The sequence below is a fragment of the Streptomyces sp. NPDC058221 genome (assembly GCF_042882365.1).
Lineage (GTDB): Bacteria > Actinomycetota > Actinomycetes > Streptomycetales > Streptomycetaceae > Streptomyces.
Map to the genome: position 1 here is coordinate 1 of NZ_JBHVWF010000024.1, position 20,678 is coordinate 20,678.

17 protein-coding genes are annotated in these 20,678 nt (G+C 71.1%); 13 read left to right on the plus strand and 4 right to left on the minus strand.

The window, feature by feature from the left end:
• Nucleotides 1-41: 41 nt before the first annotated feature.
• Nucleotides 42-1,082, minus strand: coding sequence for a phosphatase PAP2 family protein (locus ACFVW8_RS10825; RefSeq protein WP_389688313.1), 1,041 nt, complete (start codon nucleotides 1,080-1,082; stop codon nucleotides 42-44).
• Nucleotides 1,083-1,638: 556 nt separating this feature from the next.
• On the opposite strand from ACFVW8_RS10825, the gene ACFVW8_RS10830 reads away from it, so the two are divergent.
• Both ACFVW8_RS10830 and ACFVW8_RS10835 read left to right on the plus strand, forming a co-directional pair.
• The gene (locus tag ACFVW8_RS10830) at nucleotides 1,639-3,366 is read left to right on the plus strand and encodes an MFS transporter (RefSeq protein WP_389688315.1); all 1,728 of its coding nucleotides are present in this window, start codon (nucleotides 1,639-1,641) and stop codon (nucleotides 3,364-3,366) included.
• 95 nt (nucleotides 3,367-3,461) lie between these two features.
• Complete coding sequence (locus tag ACFVW8_RS10835; RefSeq protein WP_389688317.1) at nucleotides 3,462-4,673, plus strand: acyl-CoA dehydrogenase family protein; 1,212 nt, start codon at nucleotides 3,462-3,464, stop codon at nucleotides 4,671-4,673.
• Nucleotides 4,674-4,712: 39 nt separating this feature from the next.
• Here ACFVW8_RS10835 and ACFVW8_RS10840 read toward each other — a convergent pair whose 3' ends face one another.
• A complete protein-coding gene (locus ACFVW8_RS10840) occupies nucleotides 4,713-5,156 on the minus strand; it encodes a cell division protein SepF (protein WP_384131927.1) in 444 nt (147 codons plus the stop codon).
• A gap of 289 nt (nucleotides 5,157-5,445) precedes the next feature.
• Between ACFVW8_RS10840 and ACFVW8_RS10845 the strand changes: the two genes are divergently transcribed.
• The gene (locus ACFVW8_RS10845) at nucleotides 5,446-6,714 is read left to right on the plus strand and encodes a DUF5685 family protein (RefSeq protein WP_389688418.1); all 1,269 of its coding nucleotides are present in this window, start codon (nucleotides 5,446-5,448) and stop codon (nucleotides 6,712-6,714) included.
• Nucleotides 6,715-6,721: 7 nt separating this feature from the next.
• On the opposite strand, the gene ACFVW8_RS10850 is transcribed toward ACFVW8_RS10845, so the two are convergent.
• Nucleotides 6,722-7,663, minus strand: coding sequence for an ABC transporter substrate-binding protein (locus ACFVW8_RS10850; RefSeq protein WP_389688320.1), 942 nt, complete (start codon nucleotides 7,661-7,663; stop codon nucleotides 6,722-6,724).
• Between the two features lie 490 nt (nucleotides 7,664-8,153).
• Between ACFVW8_RS10850 and ACFVW8_RS10855 the strand changes: the two genes are divergently transcribed.
• The 8 genes from ACFVW8_RS10855 to ACFVW8_RS10890 all read left to right on the plus strand — a co-directional run bounded on the left by ACFVW8_RS10855 (nucleotide 8,154) and on the right by ACFVW8_RS10890 (nucleotide 16,857).
• Nucleotides 8,154-9,020 (plus strand): amino acid ABC transporter permease, encoded by an 867-nt coding sequence (locus ACFVW8_RS10855; RefSeq protein ID WP_389688322.1) that lies wholly within the window; start codon nucleotides 8,154-8,156, stop codon nucleotides 9,018-9,020.
• The gene (locus tag ACFVW8_RS10860; protein ID WP_389688324.1) at nucleotides 9,017-10,870 is read left to right on the plus strand and encodes an FAD/NAD(P)-binding protein; all 1,854 of its coding nucleotides are present in this window, start codon (nucleotides 9,017-9,019) and stop codon (nucleotides 10,868-10,870) included. The genes ACFVW8_RS10855 and ACFVW8_RS10860 overlap by 4 nt, the downstream gene beginning before the upstream one ends.
• Before the next feature lie 123 nt (nucleotides 10,871-10,993).
• Nucleotides 10,994-11,746 (plus strand): amino acid ABC transporter ATP-binding protein, encoded by a 753-nt coding sequence (locus ACFVW8_RS10865; protein ID WP_389688420.1) that lies wholly within the window; start codon nucleotides 10,994-10,996, stop codon nucleotides 11,744-11,746.
• Nucleotides 11,747-11,784: 38 nt separating this feature from the next.
• The gene (locus tag ACFVW8_RS10870; RefSeq protein ID WP_389688326.1) at nucleotides 11,785-12,852 is read left to right on the plus strand and encodes an LLM class flavin-dependent oxidoreductase; all 1,068 of its coding nucleotides are present in this window, start codon (nucleotides 11,785-11,787) and stop codon (nucleotides 12,850-12,852) included.
• 17 nt (nucleotides 12,853-12,869) lie between these two features.
• On the plus strand, nucleotides 12,870-14,189 hold the full coding sequence (locus ACFVW8_RS10875; RefSeq protein WP_389688422.1) for an NtaA/DmoA family FMN-dependent monooxygenase: 1,320 nt from the start codon (nucleotides 12,870-12,872) through the stop codon (nucleotides 14,187-14,189).
• Nucleotides 14,190-14,193: 4 nt separating this feature from the next.
• A complete protein-coding gene (locus ACFVW8_RS10880) occupies nucleotides 14,194-14,994 on the plus strand; it encodes a DUF1684 domain-containing protein (protein WP_389688328.1) in 801 nt (266 codons plus the stop codon).
• Nucleotides 14,995-15,247: 253 nt separating this feature from the next.
• Nucleotides 15,248-16,147 carry a trypsin-like serine protease gene (locus tag ACFVW8_RS10885; protein ID WP_389688330.1) on the plus strand — a complete coding sequence of 300 codons (900 nt, stop codon included), beginning with the start codon at nucleotides 15,248-15,250 and terminating at the stop codon, nucleotides 16,145-16,147.
• Between the two features lie 230 nt (nucleotides 16,148-16,377).
• Nucleotides 16,378-16,857, plus strand: coding sequence for a hypothetical protein (locus ACFVW8_RS10890; protein ID WP_389688332.1), 480 nt, complete (start codon nucleotides 16,378-16,380; stop codon nucleotides 16,855-16,857).
• Between the two features lie 26 nt (nucleotides 16,858-16,883).
• Here ACFVW8_RS10890 and ACFVW8_RS10895 read toward each other — a convergent pair whose 3' ends face one another.
• Entirely contained in the window at nucleotides 16,884-17,810 is a 927-nt protein-coding gene (locus ACFVW8_RS10895) for a DUF4231 domain-containing protein (RefSeq protein WP_389688334.1), read from the minus strand.
• A 226-nt stretch (nucleotides 17,811-18,036) separates the two neighbouring features.
• Here ACFVW8_RS10895 and fxsA point away from each other — a divergent pair, with 226 nt between their 5' ends.
• A complete protein-coding gene (gene fxsA / locus ACFVW8_RS10900) occupies nucleotides 18,037-18,204 on the plus strand; it encodes an FxSxx-COOH cyclophane-containing RiPP peptide (RefSeq protein ID WP_389688336.1) in 168 nt (55 codons plus the stop codon).
• 74 nt (nucleotides 18,205-18,278) lie between these two features.
• Complete coding sequence (fxsBH, locus tag ACFVW8_RS10905; RefSeq protein WP_389688338.1) at nucleotides 18,279-20,534, plus strand: radical SAM/SPASM protein FxsBH, inactivated beta-hydroxylase extension form; 2,256 nt, start codon at nucleotides 18,279-18,281, stop codon at nucleotides 20,532-20,534.
• The last annotated feature ends 144 nt before the right edge of the window (nucleotides 20,535-20,678 follow it).

The window sequence follows — 20,678 nt, forward strand, 5'->3', positions numbered from 1 at the left end:
GGGACAAGACGGTGCGTACCGTCCCCCGGGACGCGCCGGGGTCAGCCGCCGGCTACCGGCCGGGCCTGAGTGGTACCGCCGCGCGGTGTGCGGTCCGCGTGCGGCGGGCGGCGGCTGCCGGCCGGGGTGACCGGGGTGCGTTCCGAGCGGACTCCGTGGCTCTGATGCGGGGGCGGGGCGGTGTGGGCGCGCGGGCGGCTGCCCGCGGCCGGGACCACCGCCGCCGGGTGCCCGCCCGTGACGACCGGCTCGCGGGCCGGTGCCTGCGCCGCTGCCTCGCCGACGGCCGTCTGTCCGGCCGGGACCGGCCGGGGATCGCCCGCTGTGACGGGCCGGGCCGGCACGAGCCTGCTGCGGGTGCTCAGCTGCTCGCGGGCGGCGAAGATCCAGTTCTCCGCCCGGGTGATCAGCGGCTCGCACCATGGCAGGCCGAGCAGGATCAGCAGACCCGCCGCCCAGCCGAGCACCACATCGCTGAGCCAGTGCGTACCGAGGTAGACCGTCGTCAGGCCGACCCCGAGCGACACGACCGCGGACATCGCGGAAAGGTAGCGCCTGGCCCGCGGGGTGGCAGCCAGGTAGGCAAGGATTCCCCAGGTCACGACCGCGTTGGCGGTGTGCCCGGAAGGAAATATATCGCCGCCGTCGAAGAGCTCGGCCGAACCGATCTGGGTCGCGTAGTGCGGGCCGAGCCGGCCGAGGCCGTACTTGACCGCCCCCACCGTCACGTTCAGCAGCAGCAGCGAGGCGCCCAGTGTGAGCAGCGGCCGCAGGGTGTGCTGCCGCCAGGAGCGCCAGCCCAGCCAGCAGGCGACCATGACGGCCGTGGGCCCGCGCTGGCCGAGCACGACGTAGTAGTCGAGGAAGGCATGGATCTGGGGCCACTGCTGGTAAGGCCGGAAGAGCATGACCTTCCAGTCCAGGGTCACCAGCCAGGACGACATGAGCACGGCAATGACGATGGCGAGATAGAACGCCAACGTCCCGCCGAAGAGAGCGATGCGGTGACGGCTCATCCGCGGTGTCTCTATCTTCGGCGGTTCCGGCTCCCGGTCCAGGCGGGCAAAGATGTCGGTACGCACCCAATCGACGTTACAGCGAGTGAGTGGGTGACCCGGTCGATCCGGCCGCTTTGTGATGACGATGTGATGTGGACTATGTCTCAGTCGGGGCAGTTTTCCTGAGCCCCCGGAGAATCCCGGGTTCCTCCCGTTCTATTTCTCCGGCTCCCGTACGGAAGGGAGTTTTTCGATATTGACGGAAAAGCGAACGGGATGCCGAAGTGCATTTTCCCGCACCTTCCGGGAGCGGAACGGACGGTGTCGGTCCGGTTACTCGACGCCTCCATCCGGTGCCCGGCGAGCGGTGCGCGAGGCCACTCGGGGTGCCCCTATGTACCGTGAAGCAGGTGGTCGCCGCAGGTCGGGGAGGGTTTCTCCGGTGGGCCGGCGTGGCTGTGCGCAGTGGCGTACGCCACACCTGGAGGCCGTTCGGGGTATGAGATGGGCCACGTGTGCCCCTGCCGAACTCGCGTACGCTGACGGACCACTCGCCCGTCGATGCCGGGCCCGGAGGGACAGCGGACGCTGAACCCCAGGGGGCCTGCCGAGCGCGAGGGACCTTTTGGGAGGTAGATGCATGTCCGGGACGACCACAGCCCGAACCCGCCTGCGCGCAGCCGCCGACGGTGCCAATCGATGGGTCGTCCTGGTCGTCCTCTGCCTCAGTCTGCTTCTCGTGGCGCTCGACGCGACTGTGCTGCATGTCGCCGTCCCCGCCGTCACCGAGGACCTGCGGCCCAGCGCCGTCGGCCTGCTGTGGATCGTGGACGCGTACCCGCTGGTCTGTGCCTCGCTGCTGATTCTCTTCGGCACTCTCGGTGACCGGGTCGGACGGCGGCGGGTCCTGCTGCTCGGCTACGCGCTGTTCGGGGCCGCCTCCGCCGTCGCCGCCATGGCCGACAGTGCGGGTGTGCTCATCGCGGCGCGGGCCCTGCTCGGCGTCGGCGGCGCGATGATCATGCCCGCCACCCTGTCGATCCTGCGGCAGGTCTTTCCGGACCGGCGCGAGCGGGCCATGGCGATCGGCGTGTGGTCCGCGGTCGCCGCGGTCGGCGCGGCCACCGGACCGGTCATCGGCGGCTTTCTCGTCGAGCACTTCTGGTGGGGCTCGGTCTTCCTGATCAACGTTCCGCTGATGGCCCTGATTCTTCCGCTCGGCCGGCTGCTGCTCCCCGAGTCGCGCGGCAGCAACGACGGCCCCTGGGACGTGTTCGGCGCGCTGATGGCCGCGGCCGGTGTGCTCGGGGTGGTCCTGGGTGTGAAAAGGGCCGGTACCGGCGAGGACGTGTTCGGGCCTGCCACGCTCGGGCCCCTGCTGATCGGGGCCGCGCTGCTCGTCGCGTTCGTCCGCCGCCAGAAACGGCGTACGCACCCGCTGATCGACATCGGGATGTTCGCGAGGCCCGCCTTCTCCACCGCCGTGGGCTGCATCGTCCTCGCCATGCTGGCTCTGGTCGGCCTGGAGCTGATCGCCGTCCAGTACCTTCAGCTCGTCCTGGGCCTCAGCCCGCTGGAGACCGGCCTGCGGCTGCTGCCGCTCACTTTCGCCGCGATGGCGGCGGGCGCCACCGGCTCGTACACCCTGCGCCGGACAGGGCCGCGCCGGATGGTCGGCTGGGGCTTCGTCCTGACGGCGGTCTCGGTGCTGATGCTGACCGCGATGGGGCAGCACGACCGGCCCGGTCTGCTGACGGCGTCCTTCGTGCTGCTCGGCTTCGGCCTCCAGTCCACGCTCTTCGGCGCGTACGAGTCGATGCTCAGCGAGGCCCCCGCGGATCGGGCCGGCGGGGCGGCCGCGATCGGTGAGACCTCGTACCAGCTGGGTGCGGGCATGGGGATAGCGCTGCTCGGCAGCGTCATGAACGCCTCCTACGCCCCGGGCCTCGCGAAGCTGCCGCAGGAGGGTGTTCCCGCCCCCGCCGGTGCCGCCGCCGCCCACTCGCTCGGTGAGGCGTATCAGGTGGCCGCCCGGCTGGGCGGCCCGCTCGGTCAGGTGCTGCGCTCCACGGCCCGGCACGCCTTCATCGAGGGACTGCACGTCACGCTGCTGGTCAGCGCCGCGCTGCTGCTGCTCGGGGCGCTCGCCGCGCTGCGGCTGCCGCGGGTGATGGACTGCCCGCCGCCGCTCTGTGAACTCCGTGAATCCGCGGACGGCCGGCAGTCGGCCGAGGCCCGTGAGGATGAGGATCTGCACGACCGGAGTGCCCGCGAGGCGCCCGTCCCGGACCGGTCCAAGGCGCTGCTCCCGCTTCCCGGCGCGCGGCGGCCCGCCGAGGCGGCCGGCTCTGGACGCACGGCACACTGAGCCGTAACGTCGGCACGACGCCGTAACTAACACTGCTAGTTTTCGGCGCCCCGTACCGACCTCAGTACCGTGCGAGCCGCCGGAGGCACCCCCTCATGTCCACCGCTCCGTCCGCGAAACTCCCGCCCTTCGACCCCCGCGACCCGATCGGCATCGACGACCTCCTGGGCGCCGAGGATCTCGCGATCCGCGACACCGTCCGGACCTGGGCCGCCGACCGGGTCCTGCCGCACATCGCCGAGTGGTACGAGAACGGCGAGCTGCCCGGCATCCGCGACCTGGCCCGCGAACTCGGTTCGCTCGGGGCCCTCGGCATGTCCCTGCAGGGCTACGGCTGCGCGGGCGCAACGGCCGTCCAGTACGGGCTGGCCTGCCTGGAGCTCGAAGCGGCCGACTCCGGAATCCGCTCGCTCGTCTCCGTGCAGGGCTCCCTCGCCATGTACGCCATCCACCGCTTCGGCTCCGAAGAGCAGAAGCAGCAGTGGCTGCCCGGCATGGCGGCAGGCGAGATCATCGGCTGCTTCGGCCTGACCGAGCCCGACCACGGCTCGGACCCGGCCGGTATGCGCACGTACGCCAGGCGCGACGGCGAGGACTGGGTCCTCAACGGCCGGAAGATGTGGATCACCAACGGCTCGGTCGCCGGAGTCGCCGTCGTCTGGGCGCAGACCGACGAGGGCGGCGCGGGTGCGGGCATCCGCGGCTTCGTCGTACCGACCGACGCCCCGGGGTTCTCGGCACCCGAGATCAGGCACAAGTGGTCCCTGCGCGCCTCGGTCACCAGTGAGCTGGTCCTCGACGACGTACGGCTTCCGGCCGATGCCGTACTGCCCGGCGTCACCGGTCTGCGCGGGCCGCTCAGCTGCCTCAGCCATGCCCGCTACGGCATCGTCTGGGGAGCCATGGGCGCCGCACGGGCCAGCTTCGAGGCAGCCGTCGGCTATTCGATGACCCGTGAGCAGTTCGGCAAGCCGATCGGCGGCTTCCAGCTCACCCAGGCCAAGCTCGCCGACATGGCCGTCGAGCTCCACAAGGGAATCCTGCTCGCCCACCACCTGGGCCGCCGGATGGACGCGGGCAGGCTCCGCCCGGAGCAGGTCAGCTTCGGAAAGCTGAACAACGTGCGGGAGGCCATCGAGATCTGCCGCACCTCGCGCACGATCCTCGGCGCCAACGGGATCTCGCTGGAGTACCCGGTGATGCGGCACGCGACGAATCTGGAGTCGGTGCTCACCTACGAGGGAACCGTGGAGATGCACCAGCTGGTGCTGGGCAAGGCGCTCACCGGTCTGGACGCGTTCCGGTAGTCCGGAACGACGGCCCGACCGACTCGGTGAGCGCCCCGCTCAGCTCTGGTTGAAGAAGCCGTCGGCCGGACGGCCGGCGGCTTCGCCGTTGACGACCTGGGTGTCGGCGGGGGTCAGCAGGAAGACCCGGGTGGCCACGCGGTCGATCGACCCGCGCAGTCCGAAGATCAGCCCTGCGGCGAAGTCCACCACGCGCTTGGCGTCGGCGGAGTCCATGGAAGTGAGATTCATGATCACCGGGACGCCGTCCCGGAAGAGCTCGCCGACGCTCCGGGCGTCCCGGAAGCTGTCCGGGGTCACCGTGGCGATCCGGCGGCCCGTCTCCTCGGCCGCCTCGGACGCCACCCGCACCCGCGGATCGGTCACCCAGGCCTGTCCGGTCCCGGTCCGTGCACCCTCGGAGTACTCGTCGTCGTCGTAGTACCGCTCGTCGTTGTCCTCTACGAGGCCCAGCCAGGCACTCGCCTTGCGCACCGATCCCATGGACGCCTCCTCTCACCGCGGTTCTTTCGTATCCCTATGGTCGTCCATGATGCGGATCGCGCGCCAAGGGGATAGGCGGCGCGCAGGGCATTCGTGACGGTACTGGTGCAGAAGATGTGGCGATTCGTCAAGGTTCCTCCTGCAAAAGGGCCCTGAAGAAAGAAAATATGATCCCCCGGTCCGTACGGGTGACATGGGGCGCGTACGGGTGAACGGGACGGTCGATACGATGCACGTCGCGCACTCGCCCGAGCGCGGCGCACAGCTGAACGACTCCCGGGGGATCGTCGTGTTCGGAATAGTCAGGCCATGCACCCATCGTCTTTCGGAGGGTCTCAAGGCCGAGTGGATGGCCCATCTCTGCGGACTCTGTCTGGCACTTCGATCCGACCACGGGCAGTTCGCCCGGGTTGTCACGAACTATGACGGCCTGATCGTCTCGGTCCTGACGGAGGCTCAGACGGAACGCACCCCCGGGCAGCGCCGCAAGGCCGGACCCTGCCCGCTGCGTGCCATGCGGACTGCGCCGGTCGCACGGGGCGAGGGCGCCAGGCTGGCGGCCGCCGTCTCGCTGGTGCTGGCATCGGCGAAGGTGCGGGACCACGTCGCCGACCGGGACGGCCTGTTGAAGCGGCGGCCGGTGGCCGCGGCCGCCCGCAGGGTGGCGGCGGGCTGGGACCGTGCCGGAGCGCGTACCGGCGCACAGCTCGGCTTCGACACGGCGTTGCTCGTCGACGCCGTCGACCGGCAGACCGGAATCGAGCTGCTCGCGGGGCCCGGCACCCCGCTGCTGACGGTCACCGAGCCCACCGAGACCGCCACCGCGGCGGCTTTCGCGCACACCGCCGTCCTCGCGGGCAGGCCGCAGAACGCCGCGCCGCTGGCCGAGGCCGGCCGCCTCTTCGGACGCCTCGCGCATCTGCTGGACGCCGTGGAGGACCAGGAAGCTGACGCCGCGTCGGGCGCCTGGAACCCGCTCACCGCGACCGGCACCTCGCGCACCGAGGCCAGGCGGCTGTGCGACGACGCGCTGCGCGGCGTGCGGCTGGCACTGCGCGACGCGCAGTTCACCGACGACAGGCTGGCGCATGTGCTGCTGGCGCACGAACTGCGGCGCTCGGTGGACCGGGCCTTCGCCACGGACGTCTGTTCCCATCAGGTGGGCGGCCCGGCGGCCGGGGGCCTCGCGGTGCCCGCCGGAGCCGACCACCCGTCAGGAGGGCGGCACACGGCATCGTTCGGGCCGCCGCCGGGCAACCCGTACGCTCCCTCCGGCCCCGGGGCCCCCTTCGGTCCGCCGCAGCCGCCCCCGGAGCCGCCGCGCGGCCCGCGGGGGCTCATCGTGGGGTGCCTGGTGTGGGCAGGGCTCGCCTGTACCTGCCAGATGTGCTGCGGCACCTTCGACGACCCGTGGAGCCGTCAGCGCCGCGAGGGACTGTGCAACGACTGCGACTGCGGTGACTGCTGCGATGGCTGTGACTGCTGCAGCAACTGCGGCGACTGCTGCGGCAGCTGCTGTGACGGGTGCGACTGCTGCGACTGCGACTGCAGCTGCTGAACGCGCGTCACTTGATCTCGGGCGGCGAGATCTGCGAGGTCTTGATCGCCGACGGCCCGATGCCCCACTTCTTCAGGATCCGGTCGTAGGTGCCGTCCGCCTTGAGCCGGTTGACCGCGGCCCGGAAGGCGGGCGCCAGCGGTGTGCCCTTCTTGAACGCGAAGCCGACGTCGAGACGCTTGAACTCGTTGAGGAAGCGCACGCCGTCCTGCTGCTTCACGGCGTACCGCAGCCCGTTGATGGTCGACATCACCACATCGGTCCGGCCCTGCTGGAGCGAGCTCCAGACCGCGGCCAGATCGGAGTACGTCTTCACGTCGTACGGCTTCTTTCCGGCCTCGGCGCACCGGTGCTTGTTCTCCTCCAGCGTCACCTCGAACGTGGTGCCCGCTGCGGTCCCCACCGTCAGCCCGCAGAGCTGGGTCAGATCGGTGACCTTGCGCAGGTCGCTGTCGTCCCGGACCGCGAAGCCCTGCCCGTCGTTGAGGTAGGTGACGAAGTCGATCGTCCGGCGGCGTTCGTCGGTGACCCCGAAGTTGCCGGTGCCCACGTCGTACTTCCCGCTGCCGAGCGCGGGCAGGATCGCCTCGAAGGCGGCGACCTCCCGTTTCGGCTTCAGACCCAGCACCCTGGCCACGGCGTCCGCGATGTCGATGTCGGCACCGGCCAGGGTGCTGCCGTCCTCCAGGTAGGTGGCGCCGGGCGGGGTGCCGACGCTGGAGGCGATGTTCAGGGTCCCGGAGGAGCGGACGGCGGCGGGCAGCAGACCGGCCGCGGCCTTGTCCCGCTTCACCCCGGAGACCACGTCGGCCGTGGGGATCGCGGCATCGGCCGCGGGGCCGGCCGCACCGGCGGGAGCGGCGGCCGGATCACCGGACCCGCACGCGGCGAGAGTCAGCGTGGCCACGGTGATCAGCGCGAAGGCAGCGGTGTGCCGGGTACGGGGCATCAGGGATGGCTCTCCTGTTTCGGCGGCCGTGGACGGGCGCCGGGCAGCGCGAGGCGGCCCACGGCCGGGGCGGAGGAACACGTGCTGAGGGCGCCGGAGGAACCGGCGTGAGGGGAGGGCGAAGCGCTGTCGCGTACCCAAGGGCACGCAGGAGGAAAGGCTCAGGCGCCGCTCACGGCGCGAGAAAAGCGGGAGACGCAGGGGGTCAGCTCAACAGGAACAGGACCACACGCGACCGAAGTCGATGTGGGAGCGCTTGACCAGCCACTTCTGCGAATGCATGGCCCAAGTGGAACAGGCATCCGGTGGCCCGTCAACTGCCTCCAGGGCATGGCTCACAGTGTGGACAGGCTTGACATCACGATGTGAACAGCGCTTATCTCGGAAGCGGATCGGGCTGAGGGGCCCGGTCCGACTCACGTTCCAAGCTGTCGTGTTCCGTGCCGAGGGCACGCCCCGTGTTCGATCGTCGCATCCACGGAGCCCTCGCATGTCCGACCGGACAGACACCCTCCCGCCGGCAATCCCGGCCCCGCCCCTCGAAGACAACGATGCCGATCTGCTGCGCATCGTCCCGGTACGCCGGACCGGCCAGTGGACAGCGGCCGTCGCCGTACTGGCCCTGCTGGCCCTCGCGCTGAACTCCGTCATCCGCAACGACGCCTTCCAGTGGGACGTCGTCGGCGACTACTTCCTGACCACGGCGGTGCTGCGCGGCCTCTGGCTCACCCTCTGGCTCACCGCACTCGTCATGGTGCTCGGCTTCGCGCTCGGGACGCTTCTCGCCGTCCTGAGACTCTCCGCCAACCGTGTCCTCCAGGCGGTCGGCTGGGGGTACGTCTGGCTCTTCAGGTCCACCCCGATCCTGGTCCAGCTGCTGTTCTGGTTCAACATCGGTGCGCTCTACCCGGAGATACTCGGCGTCCGCACGGTGAACCTCCTGGGCCCCGTCACGGTCGCCGTCATCGGACTGACGCTCCACGAGGCCGCCTACGCGGCGGAGGTCGTCCGCGGCGGCATCCTCTCGGTGGAGCGCGGACAGCTGGAGGCCGCCCAGTCCCTGGGCCTCGGCCCGTGGCGGCGGCTTTACCGGATCGTGCTGCCCCAGGCGATGCGCTCCATCGTGCCGCCCGCCGGGAACATGCTGATCGGCACCCTCAAGGGCACCTCGATCGTCAGCATCATCGCCGTGCAGGACCTGCTGTACTCGGTCCAGCTCGTGTACCACCGCACCTACCAGGTCATCCCGCTGCTGCTGGTCGCCACGCTCTGGTACGTCGTGGTGACCTCGCTGCTCAGCGTCGGCCAGCACTACGTCGAACGGCACTACGCCCGCGGCACCGCGGACGCCCGGTGAGCCGCCGGCCGTCGCTGGTCGTCGTGGGCGCCGGACCGCGCGCCACCGGGCTGATCGAGCGCATCGCCGCCAACGCCCCCGCCCTGTACCGGGACCGGCCGCTGGACCTGCACCTCATCGATCCGTACCCGCCCGGCGGCGGCCGGATCTGGCGCCACGACCAGTCGCCGCTGCTGTGGATGAACTCCATGGCCGAGGACGTCACCATGTTCACCGACGACACCGTCCGCCAGGAGGGGCCCGTACGGCCGGGGCCCGCCCTCGACACCTGGGCGGCGGACGTGCGCGAGGGACGGATCCAGCTGCCCGGCGAGGCGGTGGAGTCCGGACTCCGCGCCGAGATCGAGGCGTTGGCCGGGCAGGACTTCCCGAGCCGGCGGCTGCAGGGCGCCTATCTGCGCTGGGTGTACGAGCGGTCCGTGGCCGCGCTCCCGCCCTCGGTCACCGTCCATGAACACCGCGGCCGGGCCCTGCGCGTCACCGGCCCGCGGGACGGCCGTCAGCACGTCCTGCTGGAGGGCCGCGCCGAACCGCTCGCCGCCGACCTGGTCGTCCTCACCATCGGCCACCTGGACGCCGAACCGGACCCCGATCAGCTCAGGCTCTCCGCCTTCGCGGACCGGCACGGGCTCGTCCACCTGCCGCCCGACTTCACCGCCGACAGCGATCTGAGCGCCCTGCCCGCGGGCGAACCCGTCATCGTCCGCGGCCTGGGACTCGCCTTCATCGACCTGATGGTCCTGCTCACCGAGGGTCGTGGCGGACGGTACGAGAACGGCGCGTACGTGCCCTCCGGCCGTGAGCCCGTCCTGCACGTCGGATCACGGCGCGGGGTCCCGTACCACTCCAAGATCGGCTACGGCTGGCAGGGCGACCGGCCCCCGCTGCCGCGGTTCCTCGGCCCCGACCGGACCGAGGAGCTGCTCGACCGGCCAGAACCGCCCGACTTCCTCCGGGACATCTGGCCGCATGTCGACAAAGAGCTCGGTCACGCCCACTACCACCGGCTCTTCACCACCCACCCCGAGCGCACCACGGTCGACCGGGCCGCCTTCGAGGAGAAGTACGCGGCCGCCGAGGCGGGCAGCGACGATCTGCGGGCCCTGGTCGCCGCGGCCGTCCCCGACCCCGCCGACCGGCTGGACATCGCGGCACTCGACCACCCGCTGGACGGGGTGCGGCACCCCTCGTACGAGGCCCTCCAGGAGGCGACCCGCGACTACATCACCGCCGACCTCGACCGCCGGCACGACCCCGGGCACAGCGAGGACCTCGCCGTCTTCCTCGGACTGCTCTCCGCCTACGGCCAGTTGAGCCGGTTCGGCGACATAGGGGGCTGGTGGCACGGCTTCTTCAGCTACCTCGCCTCCGGCCCGCCGGGCCCACGGCTGCGACAGCTGCTCGCACTCTCCCGGGCCGGTGTCGTCCGCTTCGTCGGCGCCGGGATGACGGTCGAGGCCGACGAGCGCCACGGCGTCTTCCGGGCCGGCAGCGCCACCGTGCCGGACGAGGTGATCGAGGCCCGTGCCCTCGTCGAGGCCCGGCTGCCGGACCCCTCGCCGGAACGTACCCGCAGCACCCTGCTCCGGACCCTCCACGAGGACGGGGCCGGCGCCACCGCCACCGGACTGCTCGCGGTCGACCCCGGCGACGGCCGGATCCTGGACCGCGAAGGCCGTCCGCACCCGCGCCGCTTCGCGCTCGGCCCGCACACCGCGGCCCGCGCCGGCGGCGCCTTCACCAGGCCGCGCACCGGCGGCCCGGCCTTCGGGCAGAACGACGCCACCGCGCGCGCCGTCCTCACCGTCCTGCGCGAACTCACCGGCAGGGACGGCGGAACCGATGGCTGAACCGATGACCGACCGGTCCGCGCACCCTTCGAACCGAACCGTCCGAGGAACCCCATGACACTGACCAGCCGTCCGCCGAAGAGCGATCAGGCCGCCGCCCGCGCCCCGCACACCGCCGACGCCATGGTGGAGATCCGCGGTGTGCACAAGAGCTTCGGCTCCCTCCACGTCCTGCGCGGTATCGACCTGTCCGTGCGCCCCGGCGAAGTGACCGTGATCCTCGGCCCCTCCGGCTCCGGGAAGTCCACCCTGCTGCGTACCGTCAACCATCTGGAGAAGGCGGACCGCGGCTCGATCACCGTCGACGGTGACTTCGTCGGCTACCGCCGCAAGGGCGACCGGTTGTACGAACTCCCCGAGCGCGAGGTCCTGCGCCGCCGCACCCGGATCGGCTTCGTCTTCCAGAACTTCCACCTCTTCCCGCACCTGACCGTCCTGGAGAACATCACCGAGGCCCCGGTCGCCGCGCTCGGCCGGCCGAAGGAGCGGGCCGCCGCCACCGCGCACGAGCTCCTGGACCGGGTCGGCCTCGCCGACAAGGCGGGGGCCTACCCCCGGCAGCTCTCCGGCGGTCAGCAGCAGCGCGTCGCCATCGCCCGCGCACTCGCCCTCGAACCGAAGCTGCTGCTCTTCGACGAACCCACCTCCGCGCTCGACCCCGAACTGGTCGGTGAGGTCCTCGACGTCATCAAGGATCTGGCCGACCGGGGCACCACGATGATCGTCGTCACACACGAGATCGGGTTCGCCCGGGAGGCGGCCGACACCGTTGTCTTCATGGACGAGGGACGGATCGTCGAGCAGGGTCCGCCCGCCGATGTGCTCGACCGGCCCCGGCACGAGCGGACCCGCGCCTTCCTCTCCAAGGTCCTGTGACCCGGAACCCGATCCGCACCGTGCCGAAAGGGCCTGCCATGCCTCCGATCCGCCCCCTCCACCTGGCTGCCGAGATCGGCGGCCCGCCCCGCTACGAACCGGGGCACTACACCGCGCTGGCCCAGCTCGCCGAGCGCGGCGCCCTCGACTTCGTCACCCTCGGCGACTCGTTCGCCCGGCCGGGACCCGACGCGCTCGCCGTACTGTCCCGGGTGGCGCCGGCCACCCGCCGGATCGGGCTCGTGCCGACGGTCACCACCACGCACACCGAGCCGTTCCATGTCTCGTCCGCCGTCGCCACGCTGGACTGGGTGAGCAGCGGCCGGGCGGGCTGGCAGGTGGACGTGTCGACGACCGGGGCCGAGGCCCGGCTGTTCGGCCGCCGCCCGGCCGCGCCCGCCGACGAGGTGTGGCGCGAGGCCGGCGAGGTGGCCGACGTCGGTGCGCGGCTCTGGGACAGCTGGGAGGACGACGCCGAGATCAGGGACACCGCCACCGGTCGCTTCATCGACCGGGACAAGCTGCACCACGTCGACTTCGAGGGCGCCACGTTCACCGTCCGCGGACCGGCCATCGTGCCCCGGCCCCCGCAGGGCCGCCCGGTCACCGTCGTCGACGGCACGGCGGACCGGGCCAGGGAGACCGCCGCCCGCCACGCCGACGTCGTGCTCGTACGGGCCACCACGCCCGAGCGGACCGCCGGGATCCGCGGCGATGTCCGCCGCCGCGCCGCGGCCCACGGACGCGATCCCGACACCCTGCGGGTGCTCGCCGCACTCACCGTCGACCTCGGCGACGTCGAATCGGCCCCGGAACCCGGACTGGAGAGCGGACCGCCGCTCGCCGCGCACGGCACGTACTACCGGGGCGGCCCGGTCGACCTCGCCGATCTGATCACCCAGTGGCACCGCGCCGGGGCCGTGGACGGCTTCCACCTCACACCGATCACCCCCGAACGCGATCTGGAACGGATCGTCAACGGAACGGTGGCCCTGCTCCAGCACCGCAGCCTCTTCCGCACCTTCCACCCCGGCGGCACCCTGCGCGAGCACCTGGGCCTGGGCCGCCCGGCCAACCGGTACGCCCTCCAAGGAGAACGGGCATGACACCCGCCCCGAAACAGATGCATCTCGCCGCCCACTTCCCGGGTGTGAACAACACCACCGTCTGGTCGGACCCCCGGTCCCGCAGCCAGATCGACTTCTCCTCCTTCGAACATCTCGCGCGCACGGCCGAACGCGGGCTGTTCGACTTCTTCTTCCTCGCCGAGGGGCTGCGACTGCGCGAGCACAACGGGCTCGTCCACGACCTGGACGTGGTCGGCCGGCCCGAGTCCCTCACCGTGCTCAACGCGCTGGCCGCCGTCACCGACCGGCTCGGCCTCGCCGCCACCGTCGACACCACCTTCAACGAGCCTTTCGAGCTGGCCCGCAGACTCGCCACGCTCGACCATCTCAGCGAGGGCCGGGCCGCATGGAACGTCGGCACCTCCTCCGACGCCCTCACCGGTGAGAACTTCCGCCGGGACGGCTACCTGGACCGGGCCGGGATCCCCCGGGTTCCCGGCTCCGCTCGATCAGGGGGGATCCCCCTCACCCGGGCCGCCGAGTTCCTCGCCGCCACCCGGAGGCTGTGGGACTCCTGGACACCCGAGGGCACCCCGCGCCCCTTCGCCCACCGCGGCGAGCACTTCTCCATCGAGGGCGAGTTCACCCTCCCGCGCTGCCCGCAGGGCCATCCCGTCGTCATCCAGGCCGGGGATTCCCCCGAGGGCCGTGAGTTCGCCGCGTCCGCCGCCGACGTCATCCTCACCCGGCACGGCACCCTGGAGGCGGGCCGTACCTTCTACGCCGACGTCAAGGCACGCCTGGCGAAGTACGGCCGGGAGCCCGACGAGCTGAAGATCATGCCAGGAGCCGGCGTCGTCCTCGGCGACACCGACGCCGAGGCCCAGGAGAAGGCGTCCCTGATCCGCCTCCAGCAGGTGTCACCGCAGAACGCGATTCTCGCCCTTGAGCAGGTCTGGGGACACGACCTCTCCTCGTACGACCCGGACGGCCCGCTCCCGGAGACCGATCCGGTCCCCGATTCGGAGCGCGTCCAGGGCCGGGTCCGGCACGGCGACCCGCTCGCCGTCGCGGCCCGCTGGCGCGCGCTGTCCCGGGAGAAGGGGCTCTCCATCCGGCAGACGGTCATCGAGGCGACCGGCCGGCAGTCCTTCACCGGCAGCCCGCGGACCGTCGCGGCGGAACTGACCGAACGGGTCGCCACCGGGGCCGCCGACGGCTTCATCCTCGTACCGCATCTCACCCCGGCGGGCCTGGACGACTTCGTCGACGACGTCGTGCCGCTCCTCCAGGAACGCGGGGTCTTCCGCTCCGCGTACACCGGTTCCACCCTTCGGTCGCACCTCGGGCTCGCGGAGCCCGTATGGAAAGGTTGACGCCATGAGCACGGACGCACAGCAGCAGGCGGCGCAGGACTGGGACCGCTGGCACGAGGAGCGCACCGCCACGGTCTCGGCACCGTACGGTCCGCTCTCCCTCACCGGCACGCACTGGATCTCCGACTGTCCGGATGGCCGAATTCCGGCCGTTCCCGGGCAGTGGCGCGAGGACGGTGAGGAGCTGGAGCTCACCGCAGGACCCGAGGACGGGCTGAGTGTCGACGGGAAGCCGTTCGCCGGGCAGATCCGGCTCGGCGCCGACCGCGGCCCGATCGACGGGTCCCGGGTGGCCCGCGGCGAGCGGCGGCTGGTCGTGCTGAGCCGCGAAGGCCTGTGGGCGGTACGGGACTTCGACCCGGATTCCGCAGCGCGGAAGGCCTTCCGCGCCATCGAGGCCACGCCGTACGACCCGCGCTGGACGCTGCCGGGCACCTTCCGTCCGTACGGGACCTCGCGCACCGTCCGGGTCGAGAACGCCGACGGCGTCGAGCGCGGGCTCGGCCTCGCCGGGGAGATCGCCTTCGAGGTGGACGGCGCCGAGCGCACGCTCCAGGTCGCCGTGGAGGCGGACGGTTCGCTCTGGGCGGTCTTCGCCGATGCCACCAGCGGGAACAGCAGCTACCGCTTCCGGTTCCTGCGCCCCGCGGCCCCGGCCGCCGACGGGACGGTGACGGTCGACCTCAACCGCGCGCTGCTGCCGCCCTGCGCCTTCGCGGACCACTTCATCTGCCCCTTCCCGCCGCCCGGCAACACCCTCCCGGTCGCCGTCGAGGCGGGGGAGCGCAACCGGACCGACGGCTGAACCGTCCCCTCCGTTCGTGCACATTCCGGCCCCGGCAGCTGTGATCCACCGGGGCCGGACGCATGTGCGCGCCACGAAGCTCAGGCCAAGAGGCCCTCTTGCGCGGGAAGTTGACGCCTTGAATACTCCCGAGCAGCGCTTGTCAGGGGCACGGCATGTTCGCATTGCGAACGTCCGCCGTGCCTGTGACTGCGCCTCACGGGTCCGGCCACCCCACGGGCGGACCCCCGGCCCCCCTCGGGAGGAATGACAAGTGAGGATCAAGCGCACCACCCCCCTCAGCGGTATCGCGAGACGCAGCAGGGCTGTCGCCATTGCCGCAGGTCTCGTAGCGGTCGCCGCGATGGCCGTCCCCAGCGCACAGGCCAGCCCGTCCGGAACGTACAGCGCCAACCAGCTCTCCGCCGCCAGTGACGCCGTGCTCGGTGCCGACGTCGCCGGCACCGCCTGGACCGTCGACCCCGCGACCAAGAAGCTCGTGGTCACGGTCGACAGTACGGTCTCCGCGGCGGAGGTCCAGCAGATCAAGGACTCCGCAGGCGCCAACGCAGGCGCCCTGCGCATCGAGCACACCCCCGGGAAGTTCAGCAAGCTGCTGTCCGGCGGTGACGCCATCTACGCACCCGGCTGGCGCTGTTCCCTCGGATTCAACGTCCGCAGCGGCAGCACGTACTACTTCCTGACCGCCGGGCACTGCACCGACGGCAACCCGCCCTGGTACACCAACTCATCGAACACCACCTACATCGGACCGACGGTCGGCTCCAGCTTCCCGACCAACGACTACGGTCTGGTGCGCTACGACAACGCCGCGGTCAGCCACGAGGGCACCGTGGGCAGCGTGGACATCACCAGCGCGGCCAACGCCACAGTCGGGATGTCCGTCACCCGCCGCGGCTCCACCACCGGCATCCACAGCGGCACGGTGTCCGCGCTCAACGCCACGGTCAACTACGGCGGCGGCGACGTCGTCTACGGCATGATCCAGACCAACGTGTGCGCGGAGCCCGGCGACTCCGGCGGTCCGCTCTACTCCGGCTCCAAGGCGATCGGCCTCACCTCGGGCGGCAGCGGCGACTGCAGCTCGGGCGGTACGACGTTCTTCCAGCCGGTCACCGAAGCGCTCAGCGCGTACGGCGTCAGCGTCTACTGACAGCCGGGCGGCCGGTTCCGCCCCCCGGGGGCCGGCCGCTGTCTCGAAAGAGCTGGTCGAACACGCCGAGCCCCCGCCCGAATTCAGGGCGGGGGCTCCCGCTGACCCCGCGGCTTTTGAGAGGATGTGGCGCAGGACGGTCACGCAGGAACAACGGGGGCGGATGCTGTGCCTTCCGGAGGGGTGCCCTCCGGGAACCCCCGGCCGAGACCCCAGGGGGTTCCAGGTCCGTGAAACGCATCGGAGTGACCGGCCACCGCAGCATTCCGCAGGAGGCGCAGGCCCATGTGCTGGCCGCGATGCGCGCGGCGCTGTGCGGGTTCAACGGCTCGGTGGAGGCGTTCTCCAGCCTGGCCGTGGGGGCGGACCAGCTCTTCGCCGACCTCGCGCTGGCCCACGGTGCCGAACTGGTCGCGGTCATCCCGAGCGGTGACTACGAGGCCTGTTTCGCCGACGGTGCCGAACTGGCCCGCTACCGGAGCCTCAAGGCCCGGGCCGTGCGGGAGATCCGGCTGGACTATCCGCACTCCACCGACGAGGCGTACTACGCGGCGGGCGCCTATATCGCCGACCACTGCGACCGGCTGCTCGCCGTGTGGGACGGACGGCCCGCCCGGGGGCTCGGCGGTACGGGCGACATCGTGACGTACGCCCGCGAGCTCGGCCGCCCGGTCACGGTGATCTGGCGCGACGGGGTCGAACGCGCCTGACCTGACCCGGGTGGCCGGACGCGCCGTCACATCTGGTGCCGGGCCAGCCAGTCGGTGTGCTGGGGGGAGACGATGCGCTCGGTCTCGAACACCGCCCGCGGCCACTGTCGCTCGGTCAGCGTCGTCTCCATCGCGACCTGCATCGACTCCAGATCCTTCTCGACCAGGGAGTGGGCCGAGATCAGTGGATGGTGGCGGCGCATCTCGACCCAGGCCAGACAGGCCGCGGCCGCGGCGGACAGCACCCCGGTCAGCGCGAAGGACTGGCCCGCCGAGAACGCCCTGAACAGGGCGAGGACCAGGGCGAGCGCCGTCAGTGCGGCGATGGTGGTCGACCAGACCACGGTGGCCCGGCGGGACACCTCCTGGCGCCGGCGGTACCAGCTGCGCTGTTCGATCAGCCGGTCCCGTACATAGGTCTCCTTGCGCACGGTGAATGCCTTGTCCCGCAATGCGTGCATGGAATCGGTGATGATCCCGCCGGAATCCGCCGTCCGGTCCCGGGGGTCGGACCAGCCCACCTTGCGGAGCTCCTGGAGCCCCTCCTCGAGCCGATTGGCGAACACCGCTTCGGGATGCTGTGTGCCGGTATCGAAAGGTGAGCCATGCACGGAGTAACGCCAGCACATCGATTTGATGAACTCTGCCGCCGAGCGATTAAGTTGCCAATGCGACTTTGCTTTGCGCCGGGAGGTGAGGTAGGTCGTGATCAGGACACCCAGGTAGGCCAACACGGCGGCACAGTCAGTGAGTTGGACCACACCGGCGACCTCGGCGCGCCAGGGCAGCGCGGCCGGTACCGTGCCCCCGACCAGCAGTATCAGCTGCCAGCGGGTGGTATTCACGGCCTCCCGCTGGCGTGCGACCGCAATGGCGTCCGTGTGGTGAAAGAGCTCGGGCAGATCAGCGTTCCTGAAGACCATGCTCTGCAGTGGTCCGGGAATCGCCGTCATGTTCACTCCCGTCTGCGGTTATGTCGTCACCCCGATGGCGGAACCTCTAGTTCCGTTTGATCGGGGCCGGTCCCGTGTGACGCTCTTGTTCCAAGTAGCCGTCCTCAGTTGCCAACCGAGGCCATGAGAGTAAAGTCGTGCCGCCGGACACTGCAATGGTGCAGGTGCCAACGCTGGTTTCCTGTCCGGAACCATTCCATCGGAACGAATCCCCTCAAGGACGGCCGTGAAGACCACTGAATCCTCCCTCTCCTTCGCCGTTGCGAAGAAGAGCCGTGTGCCGCTCGCCGCGATCGACGCGCGTGGTGGCGAAGCTGCCAGGAAGCTCGGTCGGGTGCATGTCGCGTCCGCCGGTCGCCCCATCCAGGCAGCTACCTTCAACTCATCCCTCTGACCCCGCATTCCGGACCACTCCGCCATGACGGCCGGACCGCCGGATCACCCTTCCGGGCTGGCTAGACTGGTGGAATGACAGGACCCCTGGTCCCATTCCGCGAAGTAGTCCTCAAGGTTCACAGCAGGTGCGATCTTGCCTGTGACCATTGCTATGTCTACGAACATGCCGATCAGAGCTGGCGAACCCGTCCGAAAACAATCTCTGATGAAGTCATTTTCCGGACTGCTCAGCGCCTGGCTGAGCATGCCAAGACACACGCACTGCCCTCCGTGTCAGTAATCCTGCACGGAGGGGAGCCTCTGCTCGCGGGCCCCGCCCGGCTGCGGCGCATCTGCGAAGAGCTCACTGCGGCCTTCGACGGCATCGCCGCGCTCGACCTGCGGATCCACACCAACGGCCTGCAGCTCAGCCCGCGCTATCTCGACCTCTTCAGCGAGTACGACGTCAAGGTGGGCATCTCCCTCGACGGCGACCGCGCGGCCAACGACCGGCACCGCCGCTTCGCCGACGGCCGCAGCAGCCACCCCCTGGTGCTCAAGGCCGTCGAGCTGCTCCGGCAGGAGCGCTACCGCCATCTCAATCTCGGTCTCCTGTGCACCGTGGACATCGAGAACGACCCGCTCGCGGTTCTGGACGCGCTCATCGAGCTCGAACCGCCGCACATCGACTTCCTGCTTCCCCACGCCACCTGGGACGATCCGCCGCCGCGCCCGGACGGATCGCCCACGGCCTACGCCGACTGGCTCCTCGCGGTCTTCGACCGCTGGCAGGAGCAGGGGCGTCCGGTCCCGGTGCGGATCTTCTCCTCGGTCCTCTCCACGCTGAACGGCGGTCCCAGTCTCACCGAGTCGCTGGGGCTGGCCCCCACGGACCTCGTCGTCGTCGAGACAGACGGGAGCCTGGAGCAGGTCGACTCGCTCAAGAGCGCCTACGAAGGCGCGGCGGCCACTGGATTCGATGTCTTCACACACGCCTTCGACGAGGTCGCGGCCCACCCCGGAGTGCGGGCCAGGCAGCTGGGTCTGGAGGGCGTCAGCGAGACATGCCGCCGGTGCCCCGTCGTACGTTCGTGCGGCGGTGGTCTGTACACCCACCGCTACAGCTCCGCCGGGCCGGACGAGGGGGCGCCGGGGGAGGGGTTCGACAACCCGTCCGTGTACTGCCAAGACCTCGCCGCCCTGGTGCGCGGCATCGAGGCCCGCACGCCGGCGGGCTCCATGGCGCCGGCGGTGGCCGATCCCCGAGAACTGCTCGCGGCCCAGGAGGATCTGACCCGCACCCTGCTGGCCCGGCTCAACGGGGACCTGGAGGGCCGGGGCGGCGAGCGGTGGGCGGCGGCGTGGGAGCTCGCGGCCGGTCTGGAGGGTTCGGCGGAAGGTGCCCGCGCCCTGGACCACGTGCTCGCCCACCCGTACACCCGCACCTGGCTGCTCGACGCGCTCGACGCGCTGCACGAGGGCCGGCCGGAGGCCGGGCCGGCCGCGGCGGACAGCCTGCAGGCGCTGCTCGCGGCCGCCGCCGTGCGCGCCGGGCTCGACATCCGGGTGCCGGTGTCCTGGCGGGACGGTGCGCTGGCCCTGCCGACCCTGGGCCGGCTGGCCCTCGGCGGCCCGGGGGAGGGCGGCACCGCGCTGGTACGCGCCGCCGGGGACGGCTTCCTGGCCCGCCCGGCGGACGGCACGTCCGCCGAGTTGCGGATCGAGGCGGTGCACCGGTCAGGACCCGGCTGGCTCCCGGTTCGTGGGTACGCCCTGCCCGGCGGCGCCCCCGGCTTCGTGATCGACGACCTCGATCCGTACCGCGACTGCTTCGCCGCGCCCGCCACCGCCCCGCTCGACGCGCGCGCGGCCGGCCGGCTGGCCGCCGCGCTCACCGAGGCCTGGGCGCTCATCGAGGAGCGGGCCCCCGCCTACGGGGCGCGTTCCCTCGACGGCCCGATGACGTTCACCCCGCTGACCGGCCCCGCGCCGGGCGAACCCTCGGTGGGCCGGCACGGATACGGCGCGCTGGGCATCGGCGCCGAGGAGAGCGCCGGCACGCTGGCGCCCGCACTGCTGCGCGGAACACGCAGGGCCGGATTCCGGGCACTTGTGGACGTCACGGATCTTTACGCGGCGGACGGCTCCTGGGAACATCGAATGCCCTGGGGGGAGGAATTGGTTCCGTTTTCCCGGCTGCTGTCCGGCACCTACGAACGGCTGGCGCTCGCGGCTTTCGACCCCAGGTATCGGGACGGCGTACCGCAGGCACTCGACACGCTGGAGGGAGCGGCCGAACTCACCGTCGGTGGGAAACGGCTGCTCGCCCGGATGCGAAAAGAATTCTGAAGACCGGATTCCGGTTCGGGGAGGCGCCCCGTGGAGTCGGGACAACTGGGAGGAACAGGCGCAGACCGAATTCGATCATGCGTGTGATCGATAGGGCCTGGGCACAGATGACTGAAAAGCGGCGTTGAATGACCGAACGTCATG

Bases quoted from the DNA above. Each gene is read 5' to 3' on its own strand.
- ACFVW8_RS10850 (WP_389688320.1), bottom strand. From the start codon at position 7,663: ATGCCCCGTACCCGGCACACCGCTGCCTTCGCGCTGATCACCGTGGCC.
- ACFVW8_RS10835 (WP_389688317.1), top strand. From the start codon at position 3,462: ATGTCCACCGCTCCGTCCGCGAAACTCCCGCCCTTCGACCCCCGCGAC.
- ACFVW8_RS10840 (WP_384131927.1), bottom strand. From the start codon at position 5,156: ATGGGATCGGTGCGCAAGGCGAGTGCCTGGCTGGGCCTCGTAGAGGAC.
- ACFVW8_RS10855 (WP_389688322.1), top strand. From the start codon at position 8,154: ATGTCCGACCGGACAGACACCCTCCCGCCGGCAATCCCGGCCCCGCCC.
- ACFVW8_RS10875 (WP_389688422.1), top strand. From the start codon at position 12,870: ATGCATCTCGCCGCCCACTTCCCGGGTGTGAACAACACCACCGTCTGG.
- fxsBH (WP_389688338.1), top strand. From the start codon at position 18,279: ATGACAGGACCCCTGGTCCCATTCCGCGAAGTAGTCCTCAAGGTTCAC.
- ACFVW8_RS10830 (WP_389688315.1), top strand. From the start codon at position 1,639: ATGTCCGGGACGACCACAGCCCGAACCCGCCTGCGCGCAGCCGCCGAC.
- ACFVW8_RS10865 (WP_389688420.1), top strand. From the start codon at position 10,994: ATGGTGGAGATCCGCGGTGTGCACAAGAGCTTCGGCTCCCTCCACGTC.
- ACFVW8_RS10895 (WP_389688334.1), bottom strand. From the start codon at position 17,810: ATGACGGCGATTCCCGGACCACTGCAGAGCATGGTCTTCAGGAACGCT.
- ACFVW8_RS10880 (WP_389688328.1), top strand. From the start codon at position 14,194: ATGAGCACGGACGCACAGCAGCAGGCGGCGCAGGACTGGGACCGCTGG.
- ACFVW8_RS10870 (WP_389688326.1), top strand. From the start codon at position 11,785: ATGCCTCCGATCCGCCCCCTCCACCTGGCTGCCGAGATCGGCGGCCCG.